This is a genomic window from Streptomyces cylindrosporus (genome assembly GCF_022698165.1).
GTDB lineage: Bacteria > Actinomycetota > Actinomycetes > Streptomycetales > Streptomycetaceae > Streptomyces > Streptomyces cylindrosporus.
Genome location: NZ_JALDAY010000013.1, coordinates 346,487 through 357,824 on the forward strand (window position 1 = coordinate 346,487; position 11,338 = coordinate 357,824).

General features: G+C 68.8%; 13 protein-coding genes. 9 read left to right on the forward strand and 4 right to left on the reverse strand.

The window, feature by feature from the left end; translation table 11 throughout:
• Positions 1-910 precede the first annotated feature (910 nt).
• Positions 911-2,182: a hypothetical protein gene (locus MQP27_RS38610; protein ID WP_242774114.1), complete on the forward strand. Its 1,272-nt coding sequence runs from the start codon at positions 911-913 to the stop codon at positions 2,180-2,182.
• A 43-nt stretch (positions 2,183-2,225) separates the two neighbouring features.
• Here the strand turns inward: MQP27_RS38610 and MQP27_RS38615 are convergent, their stop codons facing one another.
• Positions 2,226-2,513, reverse strand: coding sequence for a YlcI/YnfO family protein (locus tag MQP27_RS38615; RefSeq protein WP_242774115.1), 288 nt, complete (start codon positions 2,511-2,513; stop codon positions 2,226-2,228).
• A gap of 461 nt (positions 2,514-2,974) precedes the next feature.
• Between MQP27_RS38615 and MQP27_RS38620 the strand changes: the two genes are divergently transcribed.
• The 3 genes from MQP27_RS38620 (at position 2,975) to MQP27_RS38630 (ending at position 5,649) form a co-directional block, all read left to right on the forward strand.
• Positions 2,975-4,015: a hypothetical protein gene (locus tag MQP27_RS38620; protein ID WP_242774117.1), complete on the forward strand. Its 1,041-nt coding sequence runs from the start codon at positions 2,975-2,977 to the stop codon at positions 4,013-4,015.
• A gap of 109 nt (positions 4,016-4,124) precedes the next feature.
• Positions 4,125-4,478, forward strand: coding sequence for a hypothetical protein (locus tag MQP27_RS38625; protein WP_242774120.1), 354 nt, complete (start codon positions 4,125-4,127; stop codon positions 4,476-4,478).
• 652 nt (positions 4,479-5,130) lie between these two features.
• Positions 5,131-5,649, forward strand: coding sequence for a hypothetical protein (locus MQP27_RS38630; RefSeq protein ID WP_242774123.1), 519 nt, complete (start codon positions 5,131-5,133; stop codon positions 5,647-5,649).
• Between the two features lie 264 nt (positions 5,650-5,913).
• Here MQP27_RS38630 and MQP27_RS38635 read toward each other — a convergent pair whose 3' ends face one another.
• On the reverse strand, positions 5,914-6,261 hold the full coding sequence (locus tag MQP27_RS38635; protein ID WP_242774125.1) for a helix-turn-helix domain-containing protein: 348 nt from the start codon (positions 6,259-6,261) through the stop codon (positions 5,914-5,916).
• Between the two features lie 86 nt (positions 6,262-6,347).
• On the opposite strand from MQP27_RS38635, the gene MQP27_RS38640 reads away from it, so the two are divergent.
• Complete coding sequence (locus MQP27_RS38640; RefSeq protein ID WP_242774128.1) at positions 6,348-6,566, forward strand: hypothetical protein; 219 nt, start codon at positions 6,348-6,350, stop codon at positions 6,564-6,566.
• A 978-nt stretch (positions 6,567-7,544) separates the two neighbouring features.
• Here the strand turns inward: MQP27_RS38640 and MQP27_RS38645 are convergent.
• A complete protein-coding gene (locus MQP27_RS38645; RefSeq protein WP_242774131.1) occupies positions 7,545-8,156 on the reverse strand; it encodes a hypothetical protein in 612 nt (203 codons plus the stop codon).
• A gap of 339 nt (positions 8,157-8,495) precedes the next feature.
• Positions 8,496-8,921, reverse strand: coding sequence for a hypothetical protein (locus tag MQP27_RS38650; protein WP_242774134.1), 426 nt, complete (start codon positions 8,919-8,921; stop codon positions 8,496-8,498).
• A gap of 253 nt (positions 8,922-9,174) precedes the next feature.
• Here MQP27_RS38650 and MQP27_RS38655 point away from each other — a divergent pair, with 253 nt between their 5' ends.
• From MQP27_RS38655 to MQP27_RS38670, 4 genes are all read left to right on the forward strand, one after another.
• The gene (locus MQP27_RS38655) at positions 9,175-9,504 is read left to right on the forward strand and encodes a hypothetical protein (RefSeq protein ID WP_242774136.1); all 330 of its coding nucleotides are present in this window, start codon (positions 9,175-9,177) and stop codon (positions 9,502-9,504) included.
• A 238-nt stretch (positions 9,505-9,742) separates the two neighbouring features.
• Entirely contained in the window at positions 9,743-9,979 is a 237-nt protein-coding gene (locus MQP27_RS38660; RefSeq protein ID WP_242774138.1) for a hypothetical protein, read from the forward strand.
• A complete protein-coding gene (locus tag MQP27_RS38665) occupies positions 9,979-10,356 on the forward strand; it encodes a toxin Doc (protein WP_242774139.1) in 378 nt (125 codons plus the stop codon). Before MQP27_RS38660 ends, MQP27_RS38665 begins: the two co-directional genes overlap by 1 nt.
• Before the next feature lie 367 nt (positions 10,357-10,723).
• Positions 10,724-10,933, forward strand: coding sequence for a hypothetical protein (locus MQP27_RS38670; protein ID WP_242774140.1), 210 nt, complete (start codon positions 10,724-10,726; stop codon positions 10,931-10,933).
• The last annotated feature ends 405 nt before the right edge of the window (positions 10,934-11,338 follow it).

The following is an 11,338-nucleotide window of genomic DNA, read 5'->3' on the forward strand; positions in this document are numbered from 1 at the left end:
TCGCCCGCGCGGCGGGCGCCGGGGCGCTCGCGAGGGTACCGGCGCCCGGGCCGGGGACCGGCGTCGACGGCGTCCTGGGGCCAGAGCCAGCTTCACACTGAGCGACCGTAGCGAGCGGGGGTGCTGTGCGGGCGGATGTTCGGAAAAATCCGTGCCGGTATTTCGGACGAGGGTCGGAAAGTCCCTGGTCGCGGCCGCGCCATAGCAGAGAGGCTGCCCTCTACGGGCGGGTACGGGAAACTTCAGCAGAATCTATTCGGCATAGATGTCGGCGGCGAACCTTTTATCGCGATACGCCCGTTTGTGATTCGACATATGCCGCCCAGATGGGCACAAAAAGCGCCGGGATTCTGTAGTTGGCAGAGCACTTTGCGTGAGGCTAGGGTCACGGGAGCGTGGGCTCCGAGGGGATTCCGGCCCCGTGGACGAAGCCCACGCGTTCCATGAAATACAAGATCCAAGGAGCGTCCCATGAGGTCGTCCCCGAACCGTGGCCGGACCAAACCCCCACGTCGGAGGCTCTTCCGGGTTTTCGACACTAACAGCCGTGACGAAAATAGCCAACGTCACGAACGGATGGTTCACATCCTCTTCTTCCTGGTCCATGCGCATCCCGACAGAGCATGCGTAACGGCCGCGCACCGCGCAGGAGCTGTCTTCCGGTCCTCCGACGGGCCGGCTGCGGCGTCGCGCAACCCCGGTATTGGGTGCCTGGTGTGGAATTTCCTCGTCCGCGAGTGCCGGGTGGCCTGATCTCGCCACCCGGGGAGCGCCTCTGCGCCCCCCGGCGCACATCCGGCGATTCGGTTCCCGACGAAACGGCTGAACGTGACCGCCGGTGTGACGAAATTCCTCACCCTTCCGCTTGATCCGAGAATTCGTGCCCGTTTCCGGAAGAGGACGACGATCCATGCTCCCCACGAGTGTTCCCTCACCGCAGTGCCGGTACTGCGGCAGCCCCATGCCCCCGGCCAAGAGCCAACGCGGCAGGCCAGCCGACTACTGCGGGCGCGCTTGCCGGCAGGCTGCCTACCGTGATCGGCAGCGTCAGCACGGCACGGGCGAGCCGGCGGCAGCGGCCCGCCGGCCGCTGCCCGACCAGTCGCCGGAGCAGCTGCAACTGCTCGAGCTCGCCCACGACACGCAGGAAGAATTGCGCCATCTTGTGCGGCTGCTGTCGAACAGTCACCAGGCGTCCGCGGCGGAGATCCTGGAGTACTCGGTCAAGGTGCAGCGGCGCCTGGAGGCCGTCACCGCCGGGGTGGTGCTGATGGCCCGCCGCCGGCGCATCCCCTGGGAAGCCCTCGGCCGGATCCTGAGCATCAGCCCGGAGACCGCCCGGCACACCTACCACGAGCGACTGGTGCAGCGCCGCCTGGACCAGTACGCCCCGGAGAATGCTCCGGCGCCGCTGCCCGGCACAGCCCCCGAGGCGGAGGAGGCGCAGGCCGCCGAAGCCGAGGAGGCTCCTCCCGCCCAGCAGCCCGCTCCGCCGGCTCTGCGGGCCACGAACCAGCTTGCCCCCGTCCTGTCCCGGCTGCAGAGCGTCAGCGGCATCCCGCTGCGCCAGCTGGGCCTGCGAACCCAGGTGTCGGCGAGTTTCCTCTCCCGGGTCCTCAGCGGCGAGAAGTTCCCGACGTGGGAACTGACCGAGAAGATAGGCCTGGTCCTGGGGGCGGACTCGGACGCCCTGCGCAAGGTGTGGCAGGACGAACGCGCACGCAACGGCACCCGCTCGCGCCGGCAGCGGTCCCGGCCTCCGGCCGGCGAGACGAAGACCGGGACGTCGCTTGCCGCGGCCCTGCGCACGCTGTACCAGCGGGCCGCCAGCCCCACCCCGCACAGCCTGGCGGTCGCCACCGGGCACCTGATCAGCGCCGACGACGTACGCCGGATCCTGCACGCGGAGCAGTCAGCCCCCTGGGAACACGTGGCCGCACTCATCCAGGCGCTGGACGGCGAGCCGTCGTTCTTCCGGCCGCACTGGGAGGAGGCCCGCCAGACGGCCCCGGCACCTGCACCGGCGCCGGTGGAAACCACCACGCACCGCCTCAACTCGCTGCTGAGCACGTTCGGCGACAGCTTCCACCAGGCCCGCACCCTGGTGCCGTCGCCCGGGCTGACGGCCCGGCGCCGGGAACTGCGCCGCCGGTGGGCGCAGGCGGGCCGTGCAGCCGGGTAGGGGCGGGACCGTGGTCCGGAACCGCTTCTCAGCGGTGGACGGGTCAGCTCGCGGCGGAGGCGACGAGGGCGTCCTCGCCGCCCAGGACGGCGACCTGCTCCTGGGCCCGGCGCAGGTAGTCCTGGCTCTGCTGCTGGAACTCCGGGCTGTGCACCTGGGTGTTGATGTGGGCTTCGACGGCCTCGCGGATCACCGCATTGGCGCTCTCGCCCACGACCGCTGCGAAGGCGTTGACCTTCTGCAGCAGAGGTTCCGGGAAGCGTACGGAGACGACGATCTGCCGTTCTTTGTCTCCGTGACGTGCCGTCTTTCGAGCGTGGTCTGCTGTCATGGATCCCTCTCTCAGGACGAGGGGCGCGCCGCCGTTGGTCAGAACTCCGGCGCGCCCCGTGCAGTCGCACGGGCAGGAGGGTGCCCGGGCGGAGCGAAACTCCGACGGTCCAGACTAGTCGTCTTGTAGTGCTGTAGTGCCACTACCAGGTAGTTACCTCGCTCTCACCACAGAGAGCGCCGACATTGTCACTCCCCGGAGCCTGCAACGGACAAACGAGGTCATCTAGGCATCAGAAACGGGGCTCAAACGTCCGAATCCACCCGGCCGGCCTCCGTTCGGCGTGTCGCCGGGCGCCGGATACCGCATGGAAGAGCTCATGTACTGGCACATTCAACCTCTAGAAATCGTGTAGGGCAAACATTCCGGCCTCTGGATGTCGCCCCTTCGTGTAGTCGAAACCACGTGTAGTCTCGTCGGCAAGTTTCTCGATTGCGATACCCAGTAGCTGGGAGGTACAGGTGAAGCCTCAGGGCGGCTCCGATTGCGACGGCGTACGACCGGCGCCCCGGGTCTCCACGGTCATAACGCAGGTCGCGGCCGAAGAGGCCGTCCGCGCGATCCTCGACGTCCGCAACGAGCTCGAGCGCGACCCGGACGTCAACGCCTCCAGCCACCTGGTGCCCCAGGCACGCACGGCCACCGAACAGCTGGCGCTGCTCTACGGCCGCGCTCCCGCCCGGCCGTCTGTGCACGCCGTTGCCGGCGTGCCGCACGCCAACCAGTTCTGGCGGGAGACCACCCACCGGGGGATCAGCGTCATCTCCCGGCGCATCCGCGGCACACTCTGGGAACGCGACGACCTGCGCAGCAACGAGCTGGAGATCATCGGCCCGCACGGAGGCCGGGCCTCACGCCTGTCCCGGATCCGCCAGTGCATCGCGCACGACCAGCCGTTCTTGTCCGTGGCCCTGTGCGGCAACGCCAGGGACCTGCTGATCCACGGCAATCCGTGGACGGCCTCCCTGTCCATCCTGGCCAAGGTCCCCGGCGAACCGCTGTCCGCAGCGGTCGCCACCATGCACAACGCGCTGTCCGCCGACTGCTCCGACGCCTACCGCCTGCTGCTGCCCGACGGCCTGTGGAAGCTGCGCACCGAGGACGACACCCGTCACCCGCCCGCACCCGGCTACGTCATCCTTCCCCGGCAACTGCGCGACTTCGAGACCCTGCTGGAACGCTTCTACAGCTGCCCGCAGTTCGTCGACGACACCGCCACCGCGATCGCGGAGGCCCTGCTCAGCAACCACGTGCCGCTCGCCGTCCACTACACCGGGCACGTACTGGAGGCAGCCGTCGTCCTCGTGGCCGCCACCCACAAGTTCGTCGTACGCACCCTGGCCCCGAACGGCACCGTCCTTGCCCCTTGGCAGTGCTCCAGCCTGCTGGCCGATGCCCTGAGCAACGACGTCGGCATCCCCCGGCTGGTCGTCGGACGAGACGAATTCAATGCCAAGAACCTCGCCCAGCACCTCGCGCGCGTCCCGTTGGCCGCCTCCTGAGACCCGCTCGCCGGTACCGCGCCGCTGCGCCCCGAGCCGGTACCGGCTCCCCCGTCCGTACCCCAGTCCCTGTTCAGGTCCGGTCCCCGCCCGTACGAAGGAACGCAAGATGTCCCCCGACGAAACCGACGACAACATCACCCCCTTCCCCAACACCCAGCCGCAGCCCAACTGGACGCGAAAGATCAACATTCCGCTTCCGGTGCTCCCGCTGCACATCCGGCAGCGTCTGCGCACGCCCGGCTACTGGACCGCCATGCTGGCCATCACGGCCTTCGCCACCACTTACGCATCGGGGCGGCTCGTCCACACCCGTGACGTCCTGGTCGGCCTCGCCCTGAGCGGCTTCGTGGTGTTCCTCGGCGCCGTCGGTATGGTCTGCCAGGCCATCAAGGACTCCCGCAACGTCGCCACCGACTACTCCCGGCCCGCGGCCGCCTCGTCCCGCAACACCGCGGCCTGACCTCTGCAATCGAGTTCCGTCGGATCAGGGCCCGCTCGTTCATGTGCCGCCGCTCGTGCCCGCGATCGGCGGCCCTCTGGTCAGCTGCGCATCTGCCGGGCGCCGGTGAGCGCCTTGTCGATCGAGGCCAGGAGCTTGTCGACGGCGCGGGTCTGCTGCTGGACACGGACGCGGTACTCGGCGAACGGACCTGCTGGCCGGTGCGCCGATCCAACTCGGTGCTGGGCCGGGTGAGACGCTTTTCTACCGGTGGCGCGGCCGCGTGAGATGGCCGGTGCGGCTGCATACCGCGCGGCCGGTTGAGGCGGGCATCGGCCAGAGCGAAGGCCATCGCGAGGGCGTTGTCGCTGCGGTAGTGCCGTGCGTTCGTCGCGCTGGGAGGAGTGGCCCGGCGGCCCTCCGGCCAGTGGATTCCTTCACATGCAGTAGGGGCACGAACACGTCACGGAATCAGAGGTGGCCAGCGCGGACGTCGGCGAAATGGAACGCTTTCTTTTTGACCGCTGAACGGGGGATGTTCATGGCAACTTCAACTCCACCTCCACGGCCACCAGTTCCACCGGAGGGGGCACCGCACGTCAAAAGGACACCCGAACACTGGACTGCCGTTGCCGCTCTCATCACTGCCGTAACAGGAGTTCTCACCTTTCTCGTGGGCTTCATCGGGCTGCCGGCGGCCGGGGTCAACTCGCCTGCCGCGAGCGTCGAGACCGCGACCACCACGGCCACGGTCACGGTCACGACAACAGCACCTGGATCCATCGACGCCTCCGGCACATCGGCTTCCGCTTCCAGCTCTTCAGCGGTGCGCTGGTCCGGACCGCTGCTTGTTTCAGGTGACTTCAATTTGGACTCGGTTCCCCCTGGGGGTGACCTTCCAACCGACGGTGACATCGAGTTGTCCCAGATCAGCGATGGCCAAGAGGCCGTACTGAGGAGCGACAGGGCAAACTTGGCTGTGGTCCCTCAAGGGGAGAAGCCGGATGCCGCGCGATGCGCCGTTCTCGCGCAGACCCAGGGACAGCGCCTCACGGACCTTCCAGTTGCCGTAGGAGGCAAGCTCTGCCTGGTCACCGACGAGGGACGTTCCGCGCTCGTCACCGTGACCGCCGTGCACCCGCAAGCCCAGAACGTGAGCGTTGATGTCCGCATCTGGCAGAAGACCGACTGACCCTGGTAAGGGCGCCGCTGACTCGGAAAGGGGCTTCCTGGGGTGCGGCGGGCCGTCAGGTCTTGAGCTGGCGACGGTCGGCAGGAGCCGCCCCGGTTGGGTCGCCATGCAGCAGATCGGGGCAGGCGCCGGCCAGGACGAAGGCCCTCGCGAGGCCGGCCGCGAGGGTGGCGTCGATGCGGTAGCGCCGTGCGCGTTCGTCGCGCTGGAGGAGCGGGCCGGCGCCGTCCGGGCCGACGCGGCGCTGTACTGCCCTGACGCTGGTCAGGACGGGGCCTGTCGTTGGGTGGCTCCGGGGAAGGCGTCGACCGCTGCCCTGACCGCGGCCAGCCGCGGGTGGCCCGGGCCGCTGAACAGGTGGACGTGCAGGGACGGGCCGCCGGTGAGTTCCGCCAGATCCCGTACCCGCAGCACCTCGGCGACCTGCAGGATCATCTCAAGTTTCGGAGTCCCCAGCCGCCCCGTCTCCACGCCCTTGACCCACGATGCGGACTTGCCGACCAGCCCGCCCAACTGCTCCCGCGTCATGCCCTTACGGGTACGCAGAATCTGCAGGCGCTGGCCGAACACCAACGGGTGGGCGTAGGGATCCGGGGAAGCATCGTCCGACATCAGCTCTGCCCCTCCTCGCAGCTAGACCAGGCTTGTGTGGAGATCGCCACTGCTGGCGCGCGTGCGCACCGGTACGCTGCCGGGCTATGCGATCCCGCATTGTGGAGATCATCCGATGGCAGAGCCCCCTGCCCCAGCAGGAGGCGACGAAATGCAGCGCGCACGGCCGGCAGGGCTGCTCACGTGACCTGGTGGCGGACGTCTACCTGGCCGATGCGGGCAGTGCCCGCATCCATTGGACCGTGTGCCAGCACTGGCTTGACCACGAGCCGGATGTGGCGCACTACGACGCCGGTCACGCCTGAGCGAGTGAGTGGCCCGCGGGGTGATGCCTGGTCCCGGGCCCTACCACGCCGGCTGAGGATGGTTTCGCCGGTGAGCCTGCGGCCCACGAGGCCGATCACTCCCGCATGCGTCGACCACGGCCTCGGCACGCTGCCGGTGCCTTTCGCAGTCACGGGTGAGGCCGCGGTGGCGCATGAACCGGGCGAAGCCGCCCCCGATGGCCAGGTGCGCCGCGTGCTGACGATGCTCGCAGCGGGAAGGGGCGAACCAACTGGGCTGGCTGCAAGGGGCGTTGGGTGTGATCCACGCCGCCCGGTGTCGTCGTGCCATAGCAGAGTTCCGGCAACGCCGCCGTGATATCGCGGCGATTGGGCCGCTGTCGGGCATCGTCCGGTTCACTGACATCGGCAGGCGCAGTGGACAGGCGAGCCGACATGTCGCCGATCCCTGTTGCGATCCGTGAACCACGACCTGGACTCCTGCCTCCAACCGTTCGCCCGCGAACGCCCCGGCATTCGCCTGACCCTTCCCAGCAGTGCCTGAGCTTTGCTGTCGGCGTGAACTCAGTTCTGACCGCTTCATGGTCGAACTGAGCAACACCCGTCGCCGGTTCGACCTCTGTCACGAAAGTGTCGAACCAGTGGATGTGTTGATCTTGTGGATCCTGGCTGCGGCAAGCGTTGTGAGTGTCGCGCTGTTCACCGTGCGCAGCCTCCTAGACCAGCTCCCTGACGTCTTCGAGGCCTGGCACCGGGTCAGGCGCGCGATTCATGACCGGTCCGATGATGATCGACGTTGCTGAGACTCTCGGGACCTTCCTGCTGCGCGCGAGACAGGCACAGCGCGAGCCCGGCGGCGGGGGAGCGCGGCCGGGCTGGGACGGGGATCATCCGGGGCAGGGGCTGGTGGGGGCGCCGGTTTGGTGTGGAGTGCCCCCGGGCGGGGTTGAGTTGCGTGGGTCGTCAGGTTACGGGCGGCCGTGTCGCCGCTTGCGCCGCCTATGCCGTTGAGGTGGTGTCTTGGTCGGGTGGGGCGGTGTCGATGCCGAGGGTGTGGCGCATCTGCTGCTGCATCAGGGCCAGTTGGTGCCATGACTCGTCGATGCCGGCGGCGAAGGCATCCAGTTCCTCCTGGTCGTGCGGTGTGGCCGCGGTGATGCGTTGGAGCTGTCCGTAGCCGGCGTTGAGCCGGTGCCCGGCGGCGGTGGCGGCCGCCAGCACCGCATCGGGGACCACCATTTCGGCCTGCGCGAAGCTGTCGCGCTGCGCGAGGCGGCAGGCTTCGAGCTGCTGGAGGCACGGCTCGATGCCGGTGCCCGCGCGCAGCGCGTGCAGGAGGTTGACCTGGGCGGTGAGGTACTGCCGTGAGGCGGTGTTGAGCGCGATGTAGCAAGAGCGCCGCAGATCGACCAGCGCCTGCGCCTTTTGTTCGGCGCGCTCGGCCTGCAGGACTTCCTGCGCGTGCCGGCGCTCCTCGCGCCGCACGGCATCGGCTGCCTCCAGCTCCATCTGCTTGGTCCGGTCGGCCCGCTGCTGCGTCAAAAGTGCCGCGCCGAGCGTGCCGACTACCCCCACCACGGCCGTGAAGACCGCGGACCACTGCCCACTCATGGATGCGCCCGCCCTTCTCCTACCCCTGCTGGCCCGTCCCCGCCCGATCATGCCGGAGCGTAGCCGGGCGATGGATGAGCTGGCACGGCGCCGCAACCGCGCCGGGTAACGCGGCCCGCCAGCTGCGCGGCGTTGCGCCGCGAGGCCGGCGCCGGCCCGCACGGGCGTCGGAGTCGGCCTGTCCGGCGCGAGGGGGCCCGCTGCTGGTCGCTTGCGGCAGCGTGTTCGCTGCTGTCGGTCGCCTCCTGCTGCCCGGCGTGGTGCTCGAGGCGGTGGTGGTGGGGATCTTTGGATTCGGCTCTGTCGGTGTCGGGGGGGGGTATGTGATCCCGTCGGCCGTCAGGAGGGGAACGGTGGCCAGGGATGTCCGTGGGGGTCGGTTTTTCTGGGCCGGCCGGCCGACAGGTAGTCGTGATACTCGTCCTGGGCCAGGCCGGCGTTGACCCACTTTCCGCGCACTGCTCCGGTGGCCTCCTCGGCGGTTTCGAGGGCGGCGTGCGGGTCGTCGCGGGTCGCGAGGAGGAGGCCGAACTCCTCTTCCTCGTTGTCCGGGTCAAGGGGAGGGAACTCGACCAGGTCTGCGAAGGTTTCGTGGCCTACGTCTTCCAGGGTGTGCAGGAAGATCTCGTAGTGGGTGCTGACCGGTACGACCTCGACATAGCGGACGCCGGGGTGCTCGGGCGAGCCCGCAGGACCAAGGAACTGCTCGATGGCCCGGCCTCGTCTCAGGGCCCCGAGGGCGAAGGGTTCTGCCAGATAGCGCACGTGAAAAGCGTAGAGGGCAGAGCGGGAGCGTTGGCATGACGTCTCGTGGCCGGGTGAGGATCCGGATGCGGCAGAGCCGGACGGACGCCCGGCCGTATAGGGCCCGCGTGGGAGTTGTCACCCGGTTGACGTGGCCTTCCACCATCCAGGCAGGATTTGCGTGAAGCGTGACGGAGCATCATCTGCCGGGCATCGGCACCCTTCCATTCCGGCTCCCGGACTCCTGTCAGCAGCGTCGTCTCTGTCTCGCGCCATGGGCTACGACATCCACATCACCCGGCGTCAAGACCGGTGGGACGAGGACGGATCGGAGATTGCCGCGCACGAATGGCAGGCAGTCGTGGAGAGCGATGCCGACCTGTCCATGATTCCAGCACCGCCTGGATGGAGCGGGCCCTCGCAGTGGTCTGCAGTGCTGACCACACATCCTGACGAAGAACGGCTTGGCACCGCCTTGCACGGGGCGTCGGGAGAGATCGGCGCCAAGAACCCGAGCGACATTCTGATCGCGAAGATGCGCCAGGCCGCGAAAGCTCTCAACGCGCGGCTCCAGGGAGACGACGGCGAGTACTACGACCAGTGACATCCGGACCAGGTCACAGCCCGTGGACCGTTCCCGGCAACCGTGCTTGAACCAGGTGATCAGACCGCCTGCGGGAGCTTCGCATGTCCGCCTTCGTGCGGCGGGGCGGCGAGGCCGTCACCGTTGCCGCGAGGGCGAGTGGCAACCGGACGGCGGTGACGGCCCGCGGGCGCAGCCCGCGCTGCGCTTTGGGGTGGGGGCTTCGCAGGGTTGGCACCTACTAGGTACCATGGGGTGTATGCCATCACTGAACGTGTCTTTCACTGACGAGGAACTCGAGGGTGTGCGCGCGGCGGCTGCGGCGGACGGCAAGAGCCTCAAGCAGTACCTGCACGACCTGGGTGTGCGGGAGATGCAGCGCAAGCAGTTCGTTGCCGGCGCGCGCGGGTGGGCGGAGCGGCTGCGTGAGGAGTTCGACGCGGCGTTTCCCGACGAGGTGCCGCCCTCCGCGCGGCGCGGCGGGGCCGCCGCCTGATGCACCTGTACGTCGATGTCGCCTGGCTCCTCGATGTCCAGGAGGCCGCCCTGACGGAGGAGGACATGAGTGTCTCGGACTACTCCGCGCTCGTGGCGGCCGTGGCCCGGCACAAGACGAGGCTGCCGACGCTGGCCGCGGCAGACCCGGACGCTGCCTGGCGGGCGGCCGCGCTGATGCACACCATCGTGCGCCTGGAGCCGCTGCCGCACCGCAACAGCCTGTACGCGGCGTTCATCGCCGCGCAGTACATGGACCAGTGCGGTGAGGGCATCGACCCTCCCTACGGTGCCCTGTCCGATCTCGTGCGCAAGATCCGCGACACCCGCCTCGGCGTGCTTGCCGTCGCCGACCAGCTGCGGTCCTGGAAGCTCTGACCCACGAGGCCCATCCGCGACCGGCTGGACAGCCTCCAAAGGCAGTTCGCCGAGTGCACGGTTGTCTACGGCGCAAGCAGCCTGAGGCGCGCCCTCGCATGGGATTTTGTCGGCCTTCACGAAGGGTCCCGGCCCTATGCCGAGAAGACCTGTGCAGCCCTTCACGCGCTGGTGGACCAGCAACTGCAACCACTGAACCGTGTAGAACCACGGGCCTATGAACATCCGGAAGGGCATTCCCGTCACTGACGCCTCACGAGGCCTACGACGAATGCCGCGCCGACTACGGCGAGGAGGCCATGAACCTGGTGGAGGTGCTGGCTGGCCACGCCCCGGACGAGAGGGTGGACGCGTCACTTCCTCCCTCGTGCGCTGGGAGATCGACCTGGAGGCCGGCGATTCTGTCGGGGCCGCCCGCAAGGCTCTCGCTATCCAGCGCGATCCCGGCTCATGGGCCACGGTGTTTACTGTGCAGGGCGAGCACCAGGGCGCGGCCCGGGTGGCGACCGTCGACCTTGACCCCGAGGGACTCGACCTTTCCGGCACCGGGACGCCCGAGGTCGAGCTGACCGGCTGATCCCCGCGAGCCGTCCGCCCGCCCGCGCTGGGAGACATGGTCAAACTCCCAGGTCAGAACGTGTGATTGCTGACCTTGAGGAAACCCGGCGACCCCGACCCGACCACCGATCACGAACCCCCGACCACGGTCACGATGGGGACACGAAGTCCGTGGTCGGGGTCATGGTCGGCCCGACCACAGGCCCGGCCATGGGTCCCACGCAGGGCAGCCGGTGTTCACCGCGGCACCCGCCCACTCCCCGGCGGCGACGGCGCGCACCCGCTTGCCGCGCAGCGGCACAACGAGCGTGAGTGCGCACAAGGACACCGCCAGACCCGCGAGGGCGGTCTGCGCACCCGGAAACCCGGCTGTGCGCACGACGACGTCGGGCACCTGCGGCTGTACTGCGCAATCGCTGAACAC